This is a genomic window from Solicola gregarius, from assembly GCF_025790165.1.
GTDB lineage: Bacteria > Actinomycetota > Actinomycetes > Propionibacteriales > Nocardioidaceae > Solicola > Solicola gregarius.
The window spans coordinates 3,304,179-3,325,539 of the sequence record NZ_CP094970.1 but is presented as its reverse complement, the minus strand read 5'-3'; the positions used below and the strand labels follow the sequence as shown (position 1 = coordinate 3,325,539).

15 protein-coding genes are annotated in these 21,361 nt (G+C 68.6%); 8 read left to right on the top strand and 7 right to left on the bottom strand.

The window, feature by feature from the left end; genetic code table 11:
• Positions 1-54: 54 nt before the first annotated feature.
• Positions 55-1,026, top strand: a complete 972-nt coding sequence (locus L0C25_RS16215) for a hypothetical protein (protein WP_271632722.1) — start codon at positions 55-57, stop codon at positions 1,024-1,026.
• Positions 1,027-1,103: 77 nt separating this feature from the next.
• Here L0C25_RS16215 and L0C25_RS16210 read toward each other — a convergent pair whose 3' ends face one another.
• The gene (locus L0C25_RS16210; protein WP_271632721.1) at positions 1,104-1,445 is read right to left on the bottom strand and encodes a histone-like nucleoid-structuring protein Lsr2; all 342 of its coding nucleotides are present in this window, start codon (positions 1,443-1,445) and stop codon (positions 1,104-1,106) included.
• Between the two features lie 145 nt (positions 1,446-1,590).
• Here L0C25_RS16210 and L0C25_RS16205 point away from each other — a divergent pair, with 145 nt between their 5' ends.
• A complete protein-coding gene (locus L0C25_RS16205) occupies positions 1,591-2,142 on the top strand; it encodes a hypothetical protein (protein WP_271632720.1) in 552 nt (183 codons plus the stop codon).
• Here L0C25_RS16205 and L0C25_RS16200 read toward each other — a convergent pair.
• Complete coding sequence (locus L0C25_RS16200; protein WP_271632719.1) at positions 2,115-3,062, bottom strand: helix-turn-helix domain-containing protein; 948 nt, start codon at positions 3,060-3,062, stop codon at positions 2,115-2,117. The genes L0C25_RS16205 and L0C25_RS16200 overlap by 28 nt on opposite strands.
• An 88-nt stretch (positions 3,063-3,150) precedes the next feature.
• On the opposite strand from L0C25_RS16200, the gene L0C25_RS16195 reads away from it, so the two are divergent.
• From L0C25_RS16195 to L0C25_RS16180, 4 genes are all read left to right on the top strand, one after another.
• Positions 3,151-6,528, top strand: coding sequence for a S8 family peptidase (locus tag L0C25_RS16195; protein WP_271632718.1), 3,378 nt, complete (start codon positions 3,151-3,153; stop codon positions 6,526-6,528).
• Between the two features lie 189 nt (positions 6,529-6,717).
• Positions 6,718-7,554, top strand: a complete 837-nt coding sequence (locus L0C25_RS16190) for a phosphatase PAP2 family protein (protein ID WP_271632717.1) — start codon at positions 6,718-6,720, stop codon at positions 7,552-7,554.
• 84 nt (positions 7,555-7,638) lie between these two features.
• Entirely contained in the window at positions 7,639-8,535 is an 897-nt protein-coding gene (sigJ, locus tag L0C25_RS16185; protein WP_271632716.1) for an RNA polymerase sigma factor SigJ, read from the top strand.
• 215 nt (positions 8,536-8,750) lie between these two features.
• Positions 8,751-10,949 (top strand): MMPL family transporter, encoded by a 2,199-nt coding sequence (locus tag L0C25_RS16180; RefSeq protein ID WP_271632714.1) that lies wholly within the window; start codon positions 8,751-8,753, stop codon positions 10,947-10,949.
• An 89-nt stretch (positions 10,950-11,038) separates the two neighbouring features.
• On the opposite strand, the gene L0C25_RS16175 is transcribed toward L0C25_RS16180, so the two are convergent.
• Both L0C25_RS16175 and L0C25_RS16170 read right to left on the bottom strand, forming a co-directional pair.
• The gene (locus L0C25_RS16175) at positions 11,039-12,103 is read right to left on the bottom strand and encodes an ABC transporter permease (RefSeq protein ID WP_271632713.1); all 1,065 of its coding nucleotides are present in this window, start codon (positions 12,101-12,103) and stop codon (positions 11,039-11,041) included.
• An 88-nt stretch (positions 12,104-12,191) separates the two neighbouring features.
• A complete protein-coding gene (locus L0C25_RS16170) occupies positions 12,192-13,094 on the bottom strand; it encodes an ABC transporter ATP-binding protein (protein ID WP_271632712.1) in 903 nt (300 codons plus the stop codon).
• Positions 13,095-13,242: 148 nt separating this feature from the next.
• Between L0C25_RS16170 and L0C25_RS16165 the strand changes: the two genes are divergently transcribed.
• Positions 13,243-14,154 (top strand): phosphotriesterase family protein, encoded by a 912-nt coding sequence (locus tag L0C25_RS16165; protein WP_271632711.1) that lies wholly within the window; start codon positions 13,243-13,245, stop codon positions 14,152-14,154.
• A gap of 7 nt (positions 14,155-14,161) precedes the next feature.
• Here the strand turns inward: L0C25_RS16165 and L0C25_RS16160 are convergent, their stop codons facing one another.
• Positions 14,162-18,979 (bottom strand): NAD-glutamate dehydrogenase, encoded by a 4,818-nt coding sequence (locus L0C25_RS16160; protein ID WP_271632710.1) that lies wholly within the window; start codon positions 18,977-18,979, stop codon positions 14,162-14,164.
• Between the two features lie 170 nt (positions 18,980-19,149).
• On the opposite strand from L0C25_RS16160, the gene L0C25_RS16155 reads away from it, so the two are divergent.
• Positions 19,150-19,632, top strand: a complete 483-nt coding sequence (locus L0C25_RS16155; RefSeq protein ID WP_271632709.1) for a DUF2505 domain-containing protein — start codon at positions 19,150-19,152, stop codon at positions 19,630-19,632.
• 92 nt (positions 19,633-19,724) lie between these two features.
• On the opposite strand, the gene L0C25_RS16150 is transcribed toward L0C25_RS16155, so the two are convergent.
• Both L0C25_RS16150 and L0C25_RS16145 read right to left on the bottom strand, forming a co-directional pair.
• A complete protein-coding gene (locus L0C25_RS16150; RefSeq protein WP_271632707.1) occupies positions 19,725-20,090 on the bottom strand; it encodes an aldehyde dehydrogenase family protein in 366 nt (121 codons plus the stop codon).
• Positions 20,091-20,094: 4 nt separating this feature from the next.
• Positions 20,095-21,354: an aldehyde dehydrogenase family protein gene (locus L0C25_RS16145; protein ID WP_271632706.1), complete on the bottom strand. Its 1,260-nt coding sequence runs from the start codon at positions 21,352-21,354 to the stop codon at positions 20,095-20,097.
• Positions 21,355-21,361: the final 7 nt, after the last annotated feature.

Genomic DNA, 21,361 nt, shown 5'->3' with positions numbered 1-21,361 from the left:
CGTCCGGCATCGTCTTCCGCACGAGGCGAAACCGAGCAGGAGCGGAGCCCTTCAATGGTCATCTCGGTCGAACGAATGCAACGCGGCCTCGCGGTGCCAACGGTCGCCATCGCCGCAATCGCGGCCGCCGCCTGGTGGATCGTCGGCTATCTGCCGTGGATCCTGACCGGCCTGAACGGTTCGGACGTGACGTACCTGTTGGAGACCGACGGCGCCATGGCGCTGCCCCTGTACGAGTACGGCACTCGGATGCTCTTCGACTTCGGACTGATCGGAGGGCTCGCCGCCGGGCTGGCTCGGATCCTCGGCGGCGTTCAGAGCCGACAGGCGATGGTTGCCACACTCGTCGGGCTCGCGGCGTCCGTGGCGGTGATGCTGCTTCAGTCGTACGTCGCCCTCCAACTGGCCGACGACTCCGCGGAGACCCCGGACGGCGGGGTTCTGACCGTGCTCATGGGCGCATGTGTTCTCGGCTCACTGGCCGGCTGGGGGCTCGGCGTCGTCGCCGTCAGGGGCGCCGTTTGGTTCGGCCTGACGCTGAGCGTGCTCGCCGGTCTCGGCACGAGCTGGTACTGGGGCGTCGTACGCCGGCCGTTGGACGCGATCCTCGACGGCTCCGACGGCTCGGCGGGCACGGTGACGTCGGCCGTCGAAGCCGTGGGATGGGTCTGGGTCGGCGTCCTCGCCGCCGCTCTCGTGGTGATCGGTGCCCGCCCCGTGCAGCGACTGGCGGTCTGGCCACTCGCGATCTTGATCTCGTGGTTCGCGTACGCGCCCGGTGCATTGCTCGGCCTGCTGAGCAGTGAGATCAGGTACGCCGACGATCCAGAGCTGCTGGAGTCGGTGTGGGAGTGGTTCTGGCAAGGCATGACGCCGACCTGGCGCGCATGGGTCGGATACGCGATCGCGGTGGCCCTCGCGGTGGCCGGAACCGTCACGGTCCGATATCTGACCCGGCTGGGAGTCCCGGATCGGTCCCGGCCGGATCCGCCGAGCGGGTCGGTGTCTGCGCTGGGTCGACAGTGACGATGCGCACGGGGCACCACCGGGCCAACGAGTCGGACAGGTCCACGCGGCCGAGTCCGGGCGTCGTGCGCCGACCGTCAGTTCCCGGCGTTGCGGTACTGGTCGATGACGTCCTGCGGGACGCGCCCGCGGCTCGATACCTTGATCCCCTTGGCGTTCGCCCACGCACGTACGGCACGGGTGTCGACCTCGGTGCTGACCTGGCGAGTGTGTCCACCGGAGCGTCGCCGACCACCCGTACGCCGGCCCGACTCGATGTACGGCGTGATCGCGTCGCGCAGACCCTGCGCATTCGCCGCGGAGAGATCCAGCTCGTACTCGGCGCCGTCGAGCGCGAACCGCACCGACTCACCCTCGCCATCCGGCAGTTCGGTGCCGTCGAGGTCGTCGGTGATCTTGACTACGGTCTTCCTGGCCACGGGCGCTCCTGGTCGGTCTCGTTTTGTCTGTACGTTATCCGAGCAGTGACCCGGTTGACGAACCATAGTGGCGACCTGGGCGTCACTTCTGTTGGCGCGGCGACGACCGGAGGCCGCTACGACCCGACCGACGAAGGACTGTGCGATGGATGACCGCGACCAGACAACCGACCGCCAAGAGCTCGATCGACTCCGTCGACGGGTGGAGGAGCTCGCGGGACACCGCCGGCAGGCGGAGACGTTCGGCGGCTTCTCCCGCATCTACGCCGCGCTCGGCGTGGCACTTCTCGTGGTGAGCTTTCTGCCCATGTACGACCGGGCCGTCGACAAGGATTCCGGCCTGAGCTGGTCGTACGGATCCATCTGGGAGATCCTCGGCCAGGACAACAGCGGCGCTTCGACGTTGGGCGTCCTGCTCCTGATCGGGCTTGTCGGACTACTCGCGATCGCGGGCTTCGTGCGCATCGACGAGAGCGTTGGCCTTCTCGGATCGATCGCCGCGATCGGCCTCCTGCTCGCGTTGATGGTCGTGACCAAGCCGGCAACGCCCGACGTGAAGCCGGACGTCGCCTACGGCGGACAGGCGGGCGTCGCGCTCGTACTGACCGCGGCCGCGGTCGCCGCTGCGCATGCCTGGGTGATCCTTCGCGAACGTACGCGGGCCAGTCGTCAGTCGGCCAGCAGTCCGCGACGCTGAGCGTGTACGCCGGCCTCGAACCTGGTCTTCGCTCCGATGCGGTCCATCAGCTCGGCCACTCTCCGTCCGACCGTCCGACTACTGATGTCGAGATGCCGAGCGATGGTGTCGTCCTTCATGCCTGCCGCGAGCATGGTGAGCAGCCGCCGATCGAGGTCCGATGCGTCGGAGTCGCCGACGACCGGAACGCCTTGGTCCCAGAGCAGGAAGAACATCTGCACAAGCGCGTCGAGCAACGCGCTCCGGTGTACGACGAGAGCACTGTCGACCATGCGGTCGACCACCAGCGGAAGCAGCGCGACCGAGCGATCGGCGATTGCGAGCTTCATCGGCACGGCCGGATGGATGCGGGATCGTTCGCCCGCATCTGCGGCGCTGTACGCGCCCTCGACCGCACCGGGAATCTGCAACGAGTCGGGTGAGTAGATTCCGTGCACGGTCACTCCGTCGCCGAGGAGACCGAGCACCCGCGGCTCCGAGTCGCCGGCGCCGGACGCGTACGGCGGCCGGTCCAGTACGAGAAGCTCGCGCTCGGTCGCCCGGACGAGCTGGGCGAACCGGGCCGCGATCGCGTCCTGGCCGGTGAGCACCTCGAGCAGACTCTCCGGCCGGTACTGGTCGGGGAGGCTCATCTCGTCGAGCAGCTCACGAGCGCCCGCCTGGGCGCGGTCGAGGTCGGCCCGTCGCGCCGCGACGAGCACGTCGACCGCGAGGTCCGGACGAGTGGGGACAAGGCGAGCAGGATGATCCGGGGTACGGCTCAGCAGCCCCAACTCCTCGAGGCGGCGAGCCGAGCGGCGTACGAGGTCGGGCGGCCGGTCCACCTGCTCGGCCAACTCGCGGACCGTGCACTGCGGGCGGCGCAGCAGCGCGCGATAGGTCGACTCGTCTTCGGGCGAGACACCCACGTGCTCGAGCACCTGCGACCCCCGGCCGATTCACGACATGTCTGGCACCGGCCACGCTAGCCGATGGTGCGGACAGGTCCCGAGCAGGTAGAACACGTTCATGCACAGCTCCCCCCGCGTCCTGACAGCGATCGCCGTAGCCGCGCTCCTGGCTCCGCTTGCCCCGGCCACCGGCGTCTCCGCGGCCGAACCGCCTACCGCGCGCACGCCCGCCCCGGCGGCCGAAGGGACCGCGACCGTCACCCTGGTCACGGGCGACCAGGTAACGGTCGGCGCCCCTGTCCGCGGAAGGCCGACCGTGACGGTCCAACCTGCCGGCGACGGGGCCGCCGGGTTCTCGATCCAGCGTGCCGGCAACGAGGTGAGCGTCGTACCGAACGATGTCGCCGACCTCGTTCCGCGCGTACTCGACCCGGCCCTGTTCGACGTCACGGCCCTGCTCCGGATGGGGTACGGCGACGACGACCGCAATGACCTCCCCCTGATCGTGCGCCGTGCAGACGGAGTCCGGTCACTTGCCGACGCATCGCCGCTGCGTACCACTGCTCGGCTCGACAGCGTCGACGCCGCTGCCGCCGAACTCGACAAGGCCGATGCTGCCCGGCTTGGCGAAGATCTGGCGGGCGTCGACCCGACGAGTCCGCGTACGACGCGAGCGCGACTCGACGGCGCGGCGAAGATCTGGCTCGACGGCCAGGTCGAGGCCGCTGCCCTGGACGGCTACCTCGAGCAGGTACGTGCGCCGGCCGCGTGGGAGTCCGGGCTCGACGGCGACGGGATGTCCGTTGCGGTTCTCGACACCGGCGTCGACTCGGGCCACCCTGCTCTCACGGACAAGGTCGTCGCCGAGGCCGACTTCACCGGAAGCGCCGGGCCTGCCGACGTGAACGGCCACGGTACGCATGTGGCGTCGCTCGTCGCCGGCAACGGCGCAGGGTCGGACGGCGCTCGGCAGGGCATCGCCGCGGGTGCAGACGTGCTCAACGCAAAGGTGCTCGCCGATGACGGGTTCGGCCAGGAGTCCTGGGTGATCGAGGGGATGGAGTGGGCAGCGGGCCAAGGCGCCGACGTTGCGAACCTGAGCCTCAGCAGCCCGCCGACCGACGGCGACGACGCGGTCGCCCAGTCGCTCGACCGGCTGACGACCGAGTCGGACACCCTCTTCGTCGCCGCGGCCGGCAACCGCGGCGGGGTCGGGTCCGATCCGTACACGATCGGCTCGCCGGGGTCTGCGAAGTCGGCGCTCACCGTCGGAGCGGCCCGGGAGAACGACGGCCAGGCCCGGTTCTCCAGCGAAGGGCCGACGCGCGCGACGTACCGGCTGAAGCCCGACGTCACGGCACCCGGCGTCGACATCCTCGGCGCGAAGGCCGGCGCCCGCGACGGAGACCTGTACGTGCCGATGTCAGGCACCTCTCAAGCGACGCCGATCGTCGCCGGCGCTGCCGCGTTGCTCAGGCAGCAGCATCCGACATGGACGGCCGCCCAGGTCAAGGCACGGATCGTGTCGACCGCCGACCATCGGGACGGCCAGACGTCGTGGACCGACGGCGGCGGCCGGATCAACCTCGAGCGCGCGACCGCGGCGACGCTGAGGTCGGATACTGCGTCGCTCGACTTCGCGTACGTCAGGTATCCGGACGAGGACGTCCGCGAGCGGGCGGTGACGCTGTCCAACCCGGGCGACGGGCCGGTGACGGTCTCCATCGAAGACACGGAGTCCGACACCGACGGCCGGGCCGCGCCGGAACGTGCGGTCACGGCGAGTCCGGCGACCCTCACCGTCCCCGCCGGTGGCAGCGCGACGACGACCGTGACGTTCGACCCCGGGTTGCTCCCCGACGGCCAGTGGCAGGGCGGAATGTCGTTCGTCGCCGGCGGCGAGAGCCTCCTGCGGCTGCCGTTCGGCGCGTACGACGAGCGCGAGCGATACGACCTGAACATCACGGTGCTCGACCGCAAGGGCGACCCGTACCGGCCCGAGGCCGCGCAGACCCATCCGATGGCCGAGTCGTCCGTCTCCTTGTTCAACGCCGACACGGGCCGCTACTACCGGGTTGCACTCGACGAGAACGGCGAGGGCTACGCACGCGTCGACCCGGGCCACTACATGGGGTTCGGCCGGATCGCGACTCCGACGGCGAACGGCCGGGTGTCGTACAGCCTCGCCGGCACGCCCGAACTCGTGGTCGACAGCGACACCGACTACACGATCGACGCTCGCGACGCGAAGCGACTGCGCCCGCCGCGTGTGGTCGGCCAACCCACCCGGGTCGAGCAGTCGACGCTCGTCGCATCGCGGCACGCCGACTCTCGCGGGTTCACCGAGCTCGGGTTCTTCGACCCCCGCGAGATCGACCGCGGCCTGGTGTTCGTAGAGCCGTCATCCTTCGTGGACCAGGGTCGATTCGACACCGATGTGCGCTGGAGGCTGGAGCCGAGCGGGCGGGTTCCGCGCTCGGCACCCGACGCGTACGAGCTCGACCTCGCGGGCCGGCGGCTGCCGGACACGACCGACATGCGGCTGACCCGACGAGACGTACGCCGGCTGGCGCGGGTCAAGAGCGACTTCCACGCCGATCGTACGCCGGGCGAGGCCGAGGTCGATCGCACCTTCATCAACACCAGAAGCGGTGTCGGCATCACGCATCTGCGAGCGGTCGATCTACCGGCCGACGAGGTCGACCTCGTCACGGCCGACCCCGATGTCGCGTGGAAGGACTGCATCGACATGCCTGGTGACGCGATGAAGCCGCTGTGCGGCGCGACGCAGTCGTACGCACCCGGTGCACGACTCGAGCGCGAGTACGCGTCCGCCATGCACGTTGCCCCGGTCCTCGCATCCCGGACCACGGACCGGCTGATCGCCGAGGTCGGCATCGGCGACGGTGAGCACTCGGGCAAGGTGGCGGGCGCGACGTACGAGAAGTCGAAGGTCGTGCTGCGCAACGCACGCGGGAAGGTTCTCGGGCGAAACGACGGTCCCTTCGGCCGCTTCGAGGTTCCGTCGGATGCTCGCCGATTCCGTCTCACACACGACTGGACACTCGAACCCGACACCGTCGGAGCTGCACCGGAATCTCATACGACCTGGACGTTCCGCTCTGCGCCACCGGACGATCCGACGCATGTCGGGCAGACGAGCCCGTCGCTGCTGTCGGTCGACTACGGCCCGCGGGTGGACGACCGTGGGTATGCCGATACGGCCAGGCGGCTGCCGCTCGATCTCTCGTTCGGACACATCGAGACCGCCGATGCGACGGAGCGGATGGCTCGGGCGCGACTGTGGTGGTCGTCGGACGACGGGAAGCGCTGGCACCGGCTGCGGTTACGGCGCGTGGGCGACGCGGCGTACCGGGCGAGTGCTCCGGCCCGCGCGATGCGCGCGGACGGCGCCCTGTCTCTGCGCGTCACCGGCAGCGACGCGGACGGCAGCACGATCCGGCAGACGTCGATCGGGCTGGTGCCCGTGCGTTAGGCGTGCCGGGCTGTACCTTTACCATGTGAACATGGTAAAGGTACGCCTTGCACGGCGAATTCGCCAAGCAGAGCGTACGTTTACCATGTAAACATGGTAAACATCCAAGGCCAGCCGTCACTCTGAGTAGTGTCACAAAACCCCCCGTCTCACCCCTCTTGATGAGTACACACTCAGACGGGAGGGGCAATGGGCGACATCTCAGCGCACGTACGCGACGCCACACCCCAGGGGGAGCCCGCTCGTTCGTACGCGGGAGGCGCACTCGACCGGATCGCGGGCAGCGTATCGGTTGTGTCCACCGCACCCGCACCCCAGCGACAGCGCCGCCTGCTCTACGAGCTCGGCTGGCTCGTCGGTCTGTTCGCGATCTACAACCTGGGCCGCATCCTGGCGGCCCAGAACGTCCGAACCGCGTTCGACAACGCGGCGAGTGTATGGAGCGTCGAGCGGCTCCTGCGGCTCCCCGACGAGCACGCCATCCAGGCGCACCTGCTGCAGGTGTGGCCGACCGGCGTCGACTTCGCGAACGGCTACTACGCGGTCGCGCACTTCCCCGTCACGATCGGGTTCCTGGTGTGGATGCTGTGGCGTCGACCGGCCTACTACACCTGGGTACGACGCTCGCTGGTGCTGCTCACCGGCGCCGCGCTCGTCGGCCACCTGCTTTACCCGCTCGCCCCACCACGGATGCTCCCGCGGCTCGGCATGGTCGACACCGGCCAGCTGTTCGGCTTCAGCGTGTACTCGGGTTCGCCGCACACCGGCGTCGCGAACCAGTTCGCCGCCATGCCGAGCCTGCACGTCGCGTGGGCCGTGCTCGTCGCGGTCGGCATCGTGGTCAGCACGCGTACGCGGTGGCGCTGGCTCGCGGTGCTGCACCCGGGCGTGACGTTGTTCGTCGTGGTCGTGACGGCCAACCACTACTGGCTGGACGGGCTGGTGGGCGTCGCTCTGCTCGTCGTCGCGATGTGGCTCGCGCGCACCGCGCTACCGCGGCGTCGCGAGGGTGAACCGAGAAGTTGACCGAACGACGTACCGTCGATGTCACATTCGTCGGTCGTGCGGGGTCTACCTTGTGTCAGCCGACGAGCGAGAGGACCAAACGCCATGCCATCCGACCCGGTGGATCTCGACGCCGAGACCGTAGCCTTCACCGAGCACCGCCAGACGCTGTTCCAGGTGGCATACCGCATGCTCGGCTCCGTCGCCGACACAGAGGACGTCCTGCAGGAGGTCTGGCTCTCCTGGGCATCCTCGTCGCGCGACGAGGTCGAGAACCCGCGTGCGTACCTGATCCGCACGACCGTCAACGAGTCACTGCGCAGGCTGGGTCGAGCGCAACGGCGGCGGGAGACGTACGTCGGCCCGTGGCTGCCCGAGCCGCTCGTCGAAGAAGCGGAACCCGACGCAGCGGATCCGGCGGTACGCGCCGACGACATCTCGATGGCGCTGCTCGTCGTGCTCGAGACGCTCGGCCCGCTGGAGCGCGCGGTGTTCATCCTGCGCGAGACATTCGGCTACGACTACGCGGAGATCGGCCGCATCCTCGATCGCAAGCCCGCCGCCGTACGCCAGCTCGCCCATCGCGCCCGCGGGCACGTACGTGCCGGACGACCGCGGTTCGACGCCGACCCTCAGCTTCGCAAGGCGGCCACCGAACGGTTCATGGCGGCCACGCTCGGCGGCAATCTCGATGCGCTGCTCGAGGTGCTCGCGCCCGACGTCACGCTGTGGACCGACGGTGGAGGCGTCGTACGCGCGGCACGACAGGTCGTCAGCGGCCGCGACAAGGTCGGGCGGCTCATCGCCGGATTGGTCGAGCGCGGGGACTTCACGGGGCTGGAGTACCGCCAGGTCGAGGTCAACGGCGATCCAGGCGTGCTCATCTCCGGGGACGGCGAGAGCTACGGCATCATGCTCGTCGAGCTGGCACCCGATGGCGAGCACATCCAGGAGATCTACGGCATCATCAATCCCGACAAGCTGCGCGGCGTCAACCTCTGACGCCCCGTCGCGCGCATGCCGGCTCGCTGTCGATCGTCGGCCGGTCAGTGCGCCTTGTACGACGCGTACCCGTGCTCTGCCCACGCCGAGCTGCACGTCCGCCCCGCTGTGAGGTGCGTCTCGGTCACGTACAGATGTCACACCCGAGCCCGCGGCGGGGGTCTTGTCTGTAACGCCGGACGACGTGGTCCGGCCGGATACGGAGGACACATATCGTGCTGGGACGACTATCCGACCTGATGCTGCAACGACGGCGCAGGGTTCTCGTCATCGCGCTCATCGTCGCGCTCGCGGCGGGCGCGTCGAGCGCCACATTGTTCGACAAGCTCAAGGGCGGCGGGTTCGACGACCCCGGGGCGGACTCCGCCACCGCCGCGGACATCCTGCGAGAGGACTTCGGCCAGGGACCGTCGAACCTCGTACTGCTCGTCGACTCTCCCGACTCGGTGGATGACGACACGACCGCAACGGAAGCGAGTGAGCTCGTCGAGCAACTCACCGCGGAACCGTACGTCGAGGGTGTCACGTCGTACTGGACCGCGGGACAGCCCGACCAGTTGCGAAGCACCGACGGAGACCAAGCGCTCGTACTGGCGACCGTCACGGGCGACGACACCGAGGTCGACAAACGAATCGGCGACCTCGCGCCGCGGTACGAGGGCGAACACGGCTCCCTCGACATCGAGGTCGGCGGGTACGCGATGCTGCAGCACGAGATGAGCGAGCAGTCCACGCACGACGCGACCATCGGCGAGGCGATCGCGTTCCCGATCGCCCTCGTCGCTCTCCTGCTCGTCTTCGGCAGCGTCGTCGCCGCCACCCTGCCGCTGATCGTCGCGTTCGCAACGTTGATGCTCACCCTCGGAGTGATGTGGGTGCTCGCGAGCGTCGCCGACGTGTCGGTGATCGCGGTGAATGTCGTGACGCTGCTCGGACTCGGGCTCGCGATCGACTACAGCCTGCTCATCGTCAGTCGGTTCCGCGAGGAGATCGACGGCGGCCGAGAGATTCCGGATGCGTTGCGCAACACCGTCCGCTCGGCCGGCAAGACCGTCGCGTTCTCCTCGGTCACCGTCGCGATCGCACTCTCGACGCTGCTGTGGTTCCCGCCGGTTGCGCTGCGCTCCATGGCGTACGCGGGCATCGCCGTCGCGCTGCTGTCGGCGCTGACATCGCTGACGATCCTGCCGGCCCTGCTCGCGGTCGCGGGTCCCCGGGTAGCGAAGCGCCGCTTCGGGCGGTCGCGAACGGAGCGGAGTGTCGAGGACGGCGCCTGGCACCGCCTCGCGTCCTTCGTGATGCGTCGGCCGATACCGATCGCCACGGTCGTCGTCGTTGCCCTGCTCGCGCTCGGCGCGCCCTTCCTCGGCTTGAAACTCAGCTCCGCCGATGAGCGCACCATGCCCGAGTCGGCGAGCTCGCGACAGGTCGCCGACACCATTCGTACCGACTTCGAGTCGGGTGAGCAGAACGCGCTGAGTGTCGTCGTACCCGGTGCCGGCGACGATCTCGACGGCTACGCTGCCGCTCTGTCGCAGCTCGACGACGTCGCCCGGGTCGACGGCGCCGGTGGCGCGTACGTCGACGGCGCCGTCGCGGCGGAGCCCGGTCCTGGCAGCGAGCGTTTCCGGTCCGGCGATGCGGCATACCTCTCGGTCGTCCCGTCGACCGGCAACCAGGACGCGCTCGACGACCTCGTCGTGGACGTACGCGACGTGCCCGCACCGAGCACGGCGTACGTCGGAGGAGCGGCGGCGGTCAACCACGACGTCACGGTCTCCCTGGTCGACCGGTTGCCGGTCGCGGGCGCGGCGCTGGCGATCTCGGTGGTCGTGCTGTTGTTCCTGCTCACTGGAAGCGCGCTACTCCCCTTTATCGCAATGGCGTTGAGCATGTTGAGCCTCACCGCGACGTTCGGTGCGCTGGTGTGGATCTTCCAGGACGGACACCTGTCCGGTCTGCTCGGCGGGTTCACGGTGACCGGTGCATTGGTCGCGACGGTGCCGGTGATGTTGTTCGCGGTGGCCTTCGGGCTGGCGATGGACTACCAGGTGTTCCTGCTGTCGCGGATCAAGGAGGAGTACGACCGCAGCGGCGACAGCATCGGTGCCGTCGCGCTCGGCCTCGAGAAGGTCGGGCGGATCGTCACGGCCGCGGCGGTGTTGATCTCACTGGTCTTCCTCGGCTTCCTGGTCTCCGACATCACGTTCATGAAGGCGTTCGGAATCGGCCTGCCGCTCGCCGTACTCATCGACGCGACCCTGATCCGCGGTGCGCTGCTGCCGGCCACGATGCGGCTCACCGGCCGGGCAACCTGGTGGGCGCCGAAACCGCTGCGCCGGTTCCACGAACGGTTCGGGATCCACGAGGGTGACTCGGTCGAGGAACCGGCGCCTGATCCCGTCCGAGTGTGACCCACCGTGGGCGCCCGACGTGGGGTCTATGTGGCATCGGTCCAATAGGTATCCACCGATGCCACATAGACCCAAACCGGGGCGGAACCCTACGTGGCGTCCCATCGGAACAGCCGCGCCGAGATCGCGGTGAGTACTGCCGCGATCGCCAGCAGGAACGCGCACGGACCCACGATCGCGGCGACCCCCTCGCCGCGGACCATCACATCCAGCATCCCGTCGTTCAGGTGCTTGAGCGGGAACGCCTGGCTCACCGCCTGCAGCCAGCCCGGCGCCTCGTCGAGCGGGAAGAACGACCCCGACAGGAACGCCATCGGCAAGATGACGAAGTTCGCCAGGCCCGTCGCGCCCTCCTCGGTCTTCGAGACCGAACCGGCAAGCAGGCCGATCGCCATGAACGACAGCGTGCCGCAGACGAGCAACGGAATCGACAGCCACGCGCCACCCGTCATCTGCAGCCCGAAGAACGCGCTCGCGATCGAGACGAAGATGACGGTCTGCAGCGCGGCGATCCCGATGCTCACCACCACCCGCGAGAGCACGATCGACGAGGTGGGGATCGGCGCGAGCCGAAGTCGGCGCAACATGCCGTTCTTGCGCCACACCACGAGGTTCGCGGCCGCGCCGAACGTCGCTCCCATGGCGATCGCCCACCCCAGCAGGCCGGGGGTCATGTACTGGACCGTCGTCAGCGACTCGTCCTCGACCTGGTCGGTCTCCATGTTGAACGTCGGCGGCTCACCGGTCGCTTGTACGTTCGCGCTCTGCACGATCGACTGGAGTACGCCCTGCAGCGTCGCAGCGCCGACCTGGTCGGCGGCGGTGTAGTCGACATGGATCGTGTCGCCCTGCTGGGTGATCACCGCGTCGGCATCGCCCTCGCGTACGTCGGCGATCGCCGCGTCGAGGTCGTCGGACTTCGAGATGTCCAGCACCTCGTCGTACGACTCCTTCGCCTGCTTCGGAGCGTCATCGAGCAGCGCGACATCGCCGACCTGGATGACCGAGCTCTTCGGCGCATCTCCCTCGTCGTTGAACAACCCGGCGAACAGCACGAGGAACATCAACGGAAACAGGATCGCGAAGAACATCGCCATCCGATCGCGGATGAAGCCCTTGGCCATCGCGGTGGCCAGGCTGACGAATCCCGTCATCCGATGACCTCGCCGCTCGTTACTCGCTCCCTACACGGAGACAAGTCGTCCCTCGCGGTGTCCACTCCGCCCGCTGCGCCCTCGCCGCTCATGCGCGGTACTCCCGGCCCGTGCGGTCGAGGAAGACGTCCTCGAGGGTTGCGCCCTTGACCGACAGGCCGTCGAGTGCGTCCCGCTCGGCGAGCCAGGTGAGCACGGCCGCGGGTTCGGCCGTCGTGATCGTCAGCGCCCCGTCGTCGTGGCCGACGTGGTCGACCCCTGGCAGCGACTCGAGCTGTTCGCGAGGCAGCGAGTCGTGGACGAGGCTGATCTGCACCGGCGCCTCGAGGCTGCGGATCAGGGCCGCCGGTGTGTCGAGCTCGAGGATGCGGCCGTGGTCGATGATCGCCACCCGGTCACACAGCTCCTCGGCCTCGTCCATGTAGTGGGTCGTCAGGACGACGGTGCGACCCGAGTCGTTGAGTCCCTGCAACAGGTCCCACAGGTTGCGACGCGCCTGCGGGTCCAGTGCCGCGGTCGGCTCGTCGAGGAAGACGACGTCCGGGTCGTGCACCAGGGCGCAAGCAATGGACAACCGCTGCTTCTGACCGCCCGAGAGGTCTTCCGTGCGTACGTCGGCCTTGTCGGCCAGTCCGACGTGGTCGAGCATCGCATCGACGCGCTCGGCGTCCACGCCGTACAACCGGCGAAACGTGTCGAGCTGTTCGCGCGCGGTCAACCGCTCGAAGAACGACGATGCCTGTAGCTGGACGCCCATCCGCCGCAGGAGCGCGGGATCGCGCCCGGACGGTGCGGTGCCGTCGACGGTGACACTGCCGCCCACCGGCTTGCGCAGTCCCTCGATCATCTCGAGCGTCGTGGTCTTGCCAGCACCGTTGGGACCGAGCAGTCCGAAGAACTCGCCGGGGCGTACGTCGAAGGTGACCTCGTCGACGGCGACCAGGTCGCCGTACCGCATGGTCAGCCGGTCGACGCTGATCCCCACTCCCATGCGCGCGACCCTATCGGAGCAGGCGAGCGCGCCTGTACGAGCGGGTCCGTTCGGTCTTGGTTGAGCACCCTCGGCGCGGACATCTCGCCACTGTCCGCAGACGTGCTTGGTACGTTGACGGCCTGCCACGCAGAGGAGTGACACGCACGTGATTGAGACGGTGTCGGGCCCGATCGACGCTTCCGAGCTCGGCTTCACACTTCCCCACGAGCACGTGTTCATCAACCTGATGCCGGAGTACCGCGGCGACGGGCTGCTCAACGACCCGGACCTGATGGCACTCGAGCTCGAGGAGTTCAGACGCGAAGGCGGTGCGTCCGTCGTCGAAACCACGAGCGGCGGGCTCGGCCGCGACCCACAGGCGTTGCGTACGGTCGCTGAACGATCGGGCGTCGCAGTCGTCATGGGGTCGGGCTACTACCGCGACCCGTATCTGCCCCCGCACGAGATCGACCGCACGAGCATCAGCGGGCTCAGCGAGGTCATCGTTCACGACATCGAGGTCGGGGTGGACGGCACCGATGTTCGTGCCGGGATCATCGGTGAGGTCGGGTGCGACAAGTGGTACGTGAGCGCCCTGGAGGAGAGGTGTCTCAGAGCGGCCGCCCGCGCCCAGCTCCGCACCGGCGTCGCGATCACCACCCACGCTGCCCGGTGGCCGGTCGGCCATGCCCAGCTCGACATCTTCGAGCATGAAGGTGTCGACCCGCGGCGGGTCATCGTCGGCCACTGCGACTCGGTACCGGACGCCGCGTACCACGTCGCGCTGGCCGAACGCGGCGCGTACGTGCAGTTCGACATGCTCGGCATCTACACGTCGGAGTACGAGCAGGCCAAACGGGTCCGTTTCGTTCGCAACCTCGTCGAGGCGGGCTACGCCGACCGGGTACTGCTGTCGCACGACGTCTGCCTGCGAAGCTCGCTGCTCGCCAATGGCGGCGTCGGCTACACCCACCTCGCGCGGTCGTTCCTGCCACGGATGCGCGACGCAGGAGTCAGCGACGAGCTCATCGACGCATTCACCGTACGCAACGTTGCCGACGTCCTCGAGCGGCGTTAGGGAGCGCTCAGCCGAGCAGCGACCGCACGACCCGCATGCCGACCGACAACCGCGCCAGGTCGGGTGTCTCCTCGCCCCAGATGTCCTCGAGCATGCCCTCGATGCGATCGAGGGTGCCGGTCTCCTGCTCGATCCATGCCTTGACCCGCTCGGCCGCGCTCAGGTCGGCCGGCGTGTCGCGGAGTACGCGCCCGGTGAGGTCGTGGTGCACGCCGTACAGGTCGTCGCGCAGCGCGGCACGCGCCATCGTCTGCCAGCGATCGTCGCGCGGGAGCGACGAGATGCGACGCAGCAGCCGGTCGAGGCCGAGGGAGTCACCGAGCTGGAAGTGGACGCGCGCAACGTCCGCGGCGGAAACGTCGTGCGACTTCGCCGTGACGACGTTGCCGAGAGCCGCGTACGCGGGTTCGACGGATGCGACGCGGTTCGCCAGGGCATCGGGCACGCCCGCCTCGGTGAGCCGCTCCGCCCGCTCACGCATGATGTCCAGCTCGCGTCCGACGAGGAGGTTCGGCATCTCGCGCAGCAGCCGTTGTACGTCGGTGCCGAAGTAGTCGACGGCCGCCTCGGCATCGACCTGCCTGCGATGGTTGACCATCCAGCGCGAGGTGCGCTCGGTGAGCGTTCGCAGGATGAGGCGCATCCGGGTCTGCATCTCCGCGGGGATGACGTTGTCGAGCTCGTCGATCTCGGCCTGGATGCCGTCGACGCCGTAGATCTCGGCGGCGATCGCGTGTGCGCGGGCGAGCGCCGCCACCGACACGCCGGTCTCGGTCGCGAGGCGGTGGTAGAACGTGATTCCGGCGTTGTTGATCAGGTCGTTGACGATCGCCGTCACGATGATCTCGCGCCGCAGCGGGTGGTCTGCCATCGCCTTGCGGTACTCGTGCTTGACCTCGGTCGGGAAGTAGCTGAACAGCCGCCCGCGGAAGAACGCGTCGTCGGCGATGTCGGACTCGATCAGCCGGTCGGCGAGCACGATCTTGGTGTACGCGAGCAGCACCGACAGCTCGGGAGAGGTCAGACCCTTGCCGTTGGAGCGGCGGTTGGCCATCTCCTCGTCCGACGGCAGGAACTCCAGCTCACGGTCGAGCAGCCCGTCGCGCTCGAGCTGGCCGATCCAGTCGGCGTGCACGTGCAGCAGGCTCGCGGCTCCGGCGGCGGCGTTCGCGAGCGCGACATTCTGCTCGTAGTTGTCGCGCAGCACGAGATCGCCGACCTCGTCGGTCATCGTCGGCAGCAGGTCGTTGCGGCCCTCGCGGGTGAGCCCGCCGGCACGTACGACACCGTCGAGCAGGATCTTGATGTTCACCTCGCGGTCGGAGGTGTCGACGCCCGCCGAGTTGTCGATGAAGTCGGTGTTGATGCGCCCGCCGTTCAGGGCGTACTCGATCCGACCGAGCTGGGTGAGGCCGAGGTTTCCGCCCTCACCGACGCACTTGCTGCGCAGCTGCGCACCGTTGACGCGAATCGCGTTGTTCGCCTTGTCGCCCACGTCGTCGTTCGTCTCGCTGGTCGCCTTGACGTACGTGCCGATGCCGCCGTTCCACAACAGGTCGACCGGTGCGCGCAGGATGGCGCTCTGCAGCTGTGCGGGCGACAGCTTGGTCACGTCGTCGTCGATCCCGAGCGCCGCGCGCATCTGCGCGGTCAGCGGGATCGACTTCAACGTACGCGAGAACACCCCACCGCCGTCGGAGATCAGCGAGGCGTCGTAGTCGGCCCACGACGAGCGCGGTAGGTGGTAGAGGCGACGTCGCTCGGCGTACGTCGTGGCGGAATCGGGGTTCGGGTCGACGAAGATGTGCCGGTGGTCGAACGCCGCAACCAGCCGGGTGTGCTCGGAGAGCAGCATGCCGTTGCCGAACACGTCACCGGACATGTCGCCGATGCCGACACAGGTGAAGTCCTCGCGCTGGCAGTCGATCCCCATCTCGCGGAAGTGCCTGCGCACCGACTCCCACGCGCCCTTGGCGGTGATGCCCATGCCCTTGTGGTCGTAGCCGACCGACCCGCCCGACGCGAACGCGTCGCCGAGCCAGTAGTCGTACGAGGCGGAGATCTCGTTGGCGAGGTCGGAGAACGTTGCTGTGCCCTTGTCGGCCGCGACGACGAGGTACGAGTCGTCGCTGTCCCAGCGCACGACGTCCGGCGGGGGCACGGCAACGCCGTCGACCCGGTTGTCGGTGACGTCGAGCATGCTCGAGATGAACGTCGTGTAGCACGCCTTGCCTTCGGCGAGCCAGGCGTCGCGGTCGGCGGCGGGATCGGGCAGATCCTTGCAGTAGAAGCCACCCTTCGAACCCACCGGCACGATCACGGTGTTCTTGACCATCTGCGCCTTCACCAGACCGAGCACCTCGGTACGGAAGTCCTCGCGGCGGTCGGACCAGCGGAGTCCTCCGCGCGCGACCTTGCCGAAGCGCAGATGGACGCCCTCCACGCGGGGCGAGTAGCAGAAGATCTCGTACTTCGGGCGCGGCTCGGGAAGGTCGTCGATCTCGGTCGGCTCCAGCTTGAGCGAGACGAACGGGCGGGCCCGGCCGTCATCGCCCGTGCGGTAGAAGTTGGTCCGCAGCGTCGCCCGGATGAGGTTGCGATAGCCGCGAAGGATTCGGTCCTCGTCGAGGGTCACGACCGCGTCGAGCGCACTCTCGATCTCCTTCTCGACCTGCTCGATGCGCGTCCTGCGGTCCGGGTCGTCGGGCGCGACCGCCGCAGTACCGGACTTGCCCGGGTCGACCGCGAAGCGCGCCTCGAACAGCTCGACCAGCAGCCGGGCGATCTCGACGTTACCGAGCAACGACTGCTCGATGTAGGTCTGGCTGAACGGCGCATTGGCCTGCCGCAGGTAGGTCGCGTACGCACGCAGGATCACAACCTGGCGCCAGGTCAGCCCCGCGGCCAGCACCAGTCGGTTGAAGCCGTCGGCCTCGGCGTCCTTGCCCCAGCAGGCCAGGAACGCGTCCTGGAACAGCTCGAGGTCGGCCTTGGTCACGCCGCCCCGCGTACGCAGGCCGAAATCGTAGATCCACGACTCGGTGCTCCGTGCGTGGATCTGGTACGGCCGCTCGTCGATGACGTCGACACCGAGCGCCTGGAACAGCGGGAGCACATCCGACAACGACAACGGTGCGCCGCATCGGTAGATCTTGAGGCGTCCCTCGCCGCCGTCTGCTCCCCCGGGCGCGTAGTACTCGAGCGCCACCTCACCCGGCGTGGTGAGGGACTTCAACCGGCGGAGGTCGCCGACGGCCGTCCGGGCGCCGAAGTCCTCCTTGTACGCCTCCGGGAACGCGTCGCCGTAGGTGTGCAGGATCTCGGTGGTTGCGGCGTCGCCTATCACGTCGTCGATCGCGCGGCGGAAGTCGTCGTCCCACGACCGCGTCGCGTCGGCCAACCGCTGCTCGAGGGCGACCCGGTCGAGCTCGCCGATCTCGTGTCCCCGCTCCGGGCGTACGACGTAGTGGAGCCGCGCCAGCACCGACTCGGTGACCCGGGCGGTGAAGTCGACGGTCGGCTCGCCACCGACGGCGCTCGCGAGGATCCGCTCGAGGCGTTGGCGTACCTGCGTCATGTAGCGGTCGCGCGGAAGGTAGATGAGGCACGACAGGAAGCGACCGTAGTCGTCGCGGCGCAGGAAGAGCCGCAGCTGGCGACGCTCCTGCAGGTGGAGTACGGCATTCGCGATCGGCACGAGGTCGTCGAGCGGCGTCTGGAACAGCTCGTCGCGTGGGTACGTCTCCAGCAGGTCGATCAGGGCCTTGCCGCTGTGGCTCGCGGTGTCGAACCCGAGCCGCTTCAGGACGCCCTTCACCTTGTCCTTGAGCACGGGCACCCGGGTCACGCTCTCGGTGTACGCCGACGACGTGAACAGCCCGAGGAAGCGGCGCTCGCCGATGACGGCGCCCGCCTTGTCGAACGTCTTCACGCCGATGTAGTCGAGATAGACCGGCCGGTGCACCGTGGAACGGGAGTTGGCCTTGGTGATGATCAGCAGGGTCTTGTCGCGCGCCTTCGCCGCCGCGGCCTCGGGCAGCTCCTTGACGCCGCCGAGCGCGTCGGTGTCGGACCGCAGGATGCCCAGCCCGCTGCCCGCGACCGGCCGCAGCCCGTCGACGCCGTCGACCTGCACGAGGTCGTACTCGCGATAGCCCATGAACGTGAAGTGCCCGTCGGCAAGCCAGCTCAGCAGCTGTGCCGCCTGCGCCACCTCGGCCTGCTCGATCGGGGGCCGCGACGTTTCGAACCCGTCGACGATCTGGCGTGCGCGGGACTCCATCTTCTGCCAGTCCTCGACGATCTCCGCGACGTCGCGCAGCGTCCGCTGCAGGCCCTCCTCGATGAGCTCCATCGCACCCGGGTCGGAGATCTCGTCGAGCTCGAGGTGCATCCACGACTCGCGCATCCGGGTCGGGTCGGAGTCGTCGATCTCCTCCAGCTCGTCGGTGTCGACCTCGACCTCGGTGAGCGCACCGGTGATGTCGCGGCGTACGACGAACTGCGGGTGGATCACCAGGTCGATGCCGTAGTCGCTCCGGGTGAGGAACGACGTCACCGAGTCGACCAGGAACGGCATGTCGACGGCGACGATCTCGACCACCACGTGGCCGCCGGCGTCCCAGCCGTGCTGTTCGACGGTCGGGGTGAATGCACGGACCCGGCAGGTGCCCTGCGGCCGGTCGGTGGCCAGTCGGAGCTGGCTCTCGACGGCGGCCCGGCGGGCATCGATGGACCGGTCAGCGAGCTCGTCCGCGGGTACGTGCTGGTAGTAGCGCTCTACCAGCGTCGTCAACTCATCGGCGGAAACCACGTCGTCACCCATGGCAGGGAAGCCTCCAGCAGCGTTTCGTACCGCACGCCGTTGTGCGATATGACGACACTAACGCCCGGCGTCGGAGTTCGGCAGCCGGGCTCGCGGAATTGTCGACAATCGCACCATTCGGACCGGGCGCCGACGGTCGTGCCCGTACGCGCGTGCTGCATGATGTGCCCATGCAGCTGGACGAGACCCTCGAGTACGCGGCCGGACCCGACACCGTTTTCGCGATGCTGTGCGACGCCTCGTGGCGCGAGCGCGTGTGCGAGCTGGCGTACGCGCAGTCGTACGACGTGAGCGTCGAGCCCGACGGCGACGCCGCCACGATCACCGTCGAGCGAGTCATGCCCGCCGAGGTTCCGGACGCCGTCAAGGCGTTCCTCGGCAAGACCGTCGAGATCCAGCAGGTCGAGCGCTGGGCGCCACCGCTCGCCGATGGTACGCGGCACGCCGAGGTGTCGGTGCGCATCAAGGGCCAGCCCGCGTCCATGCAGGGCACCAGCGTGCTCGCCGGCACGGACACCAGCACGCTGCGGGTGACAGGCGACGTACGCGTGAAAGTGCCGTTCGTCGGCCGCAAGATCGAGCCGGAGGTCGCGAAGGCGATCGCGGCCGCCCTGCGCATCGAGGAGACGGCCGCCGCCGACTACCTCGCCTGAACGGTGAGGAGAGGATTCTGGCCCGGTGAGGAGAGGATCCCGACCCGGCTGCCGGGTCGGGATCCTCTCCTCACCGGGCCAGAATCCTCTCCTCACCGTTGGTGGGGGTAGGTGTAGTCGGTCGGGGCGTCGAACGTCTCCTTGATCGACCGGGTGGACGTCCAGCGCATCAGGTTCTGCGCCGAGCCGGCCTTGTCGTTCGTACCCGACGCGCGCGCACCGCCGAACGGCTGCTGGCCGACGATCGACCCCGTCGGCTTGTCGTTGATGTAGAAGTTGCCGGCCGCGAAGCGCAGCTTCTCGTCGGCCTTCACGACCGCCTCGCGGTCCTTCGCGAGCACCGCGCCGGTCAGGGCGTACGGAGCGATCGACTCCATCTGGTCGACCATCTCGTCGTACCGTGCGTCCGGGTACACGTGCACCGCGAGGATCGGACCGAAGTACTCCTTGGTGAACATCTCGTCATTGGCGTCGGAGCACTTCGAGCACCGTCGGGCGTACGAAGTAGCCCTCGGAGTCGTCGTACGTGCCGCCCGCGACGATGCGTACGTTGTTGCGTCGCTTGGCGCGGTCGATCGCCGCCTTGTGCTTGGCGAACGCACGATCGTCGATGACCGCGCCCATGAAGTTGGACAGGTCGGTGACCGGCCCCATCGTGATCGACTCGGTGGTGGCCGCGAGCTTCTTCTTCAACGCCGGCCACAGGCTGCGCGGGACGTACGCACGCGAGGCGGCCGAACACTTCTGCCCCTGGTACTCGAACGCGCCCCGCACCATTGCCGTGCACAGCACGTCGACGTCGGCGCTGGGGTGGGCGACGATGAAGTCCTTCCCGCCCGTCTCACCGACGATGCGGGGGTACGACTTGTAGCCGGCGATGTTCTTGCCGACCTCGCCCCAGAGGTACTGGAAGGTCTTGGTCGATCCCGTGAAGTGGATGCCCGCGAGGTTCGGATCCTTCAGCAGCGTCGGCGAGACGCCCGTGCCGTCACCGGTGAGCAGGTTGATGACGCCCGGGGGCATGCCGGCCTCCTCGAGCAGCCGCATCGTCAGGTGGGCCGCGAGCCCCTGCGTCGGCGAGGGCTTCCAGATGACGGTGTTGCCCATCAGTGCAGGTGCGGTCGGCAGGTTGCCGGCGATGGCGGTGAAGTTGAACGGCGTGATCGCGTACACGAAGCCCTCGAGCGGACGGTGGTCGAGCCGGTTCCACACACCCGGGGCATTGGCGAGCGGCTGCTCGTCCATGATCTGGCGGGCGAAGTACGCGTTGAAGCGCCAGAAGTCGATCAGCTCGCAGGCGGCGTCTATCTCTGCCTGCTGGACGGTCTTGCCCTGCCCCAACATCGTTGCTGCGTTGAGGGTCTGGCGCCACGGCCCGGCAGCGAGCTCGGCGGCCCGCAGGATGATCGCGACCCGGTCGTCGAACGGCATGGCGCGCCAGCCGGGCGCCGCCTCCGCCGCGGCCGCGATCGCCTGCCGCGCGTCGGCCGCGTTGGCGTTCTTCATCACGCCGAGCACGTGCCGGTGCGCATGCGGCTGCACGGACTTGATCCGGCGCCCGCCGCCCATCACCTGCGTGCCGCCGATGGTGTTCGTCAGCTCGTACTGCTCGGACTGGAGGTCCTTGAGGGTCTCCTCGAGCTCGACGCGCTCGGGGTTGCCGGGCGCGTACGTAAGAACCGGTTCGTTCGCTGGGTAGGGCACTCGCGTACTTGCATCCATGGGCCCA

Bases quoted from the DNA above. Each gene is read 5' to 3' on its own strand.
- L0C25_RS16215 (WP_271632722.1), top strand. From the start codon at position 55: ATGGTCATCTCGGTCGAACGAATGCAACGCGGCCTCGCGGTGCCAACG.
- L0C25_RS16205 (WP_271632720.1), top strand. From the start codon at position 1,591: ATGGATGACCGCGACCAGACAACCGACCGCCAAGAGCTCGATCGACTC.
- L0C25_RS16195 (WP_271632718.1), top strand. From the start codon at position 3,151: ATGCACAGCTCCCCCCGCGTCCTGACAGCGATCGCCGTAGCCGCGCTC.
- L0C25_RS16190 (WP_271632717.1), top strand. From the start codon at position 6,718: ATGGGCGACATCTCAGCGCACGTACGCGACGCCACACCCCAGGGGGAG.
- sigJ (WP_271632716.1), top strand. From the start codon at position 7,639: ATGCCATCCGACCCGGTGGATCTCGACGCCGAGACCGTAGCCTTCACC.
- L0C25_RS16175 (WP_271632713.1), bottom strand. From the start codon at position 12,103: ATGACGGGATTCGTCAGCCTGGCCACCGCGATGGCCAAGGGCTTCATC.
- L0C25_RS16170 (WP_271632712.1), bottom strand. From the start codon at position 13,094: ATGGGAGTGGGGATCAGCGTCGACCGGCTGACCATGCGGTACGGCGAC.
- L0C25_RS16160 (WP_271632710.1), bottom strand. From the start codon at position 18,979: ATGGGTGACGACGTGGTTTCCGCCGATGAGTTGACGACGCTGGTAGAG.
- L0C25_RS16155 (WP_271632709.1), top strand. From the start codon at position 19,150: ATGCAGCTGGACGAGACCCTCGAGTACGCGGCCGGACCCGACACCGTT.
- L0C25_RS16150 (WP_271632707.1), bottom strand. From the start codon at position 20,090: ATGTTCACCAAGGAGTACTTCGGTCCGATCCTCGCGGTGCACGTGTAC.
- L0C25_RS16145 (WP_271632706.1), bottom strand. From the start codon at position 21,354: ATGGATGCAAGTACGCGAGTGCCCTACCCAGCGAACGAACCGGTTCTT.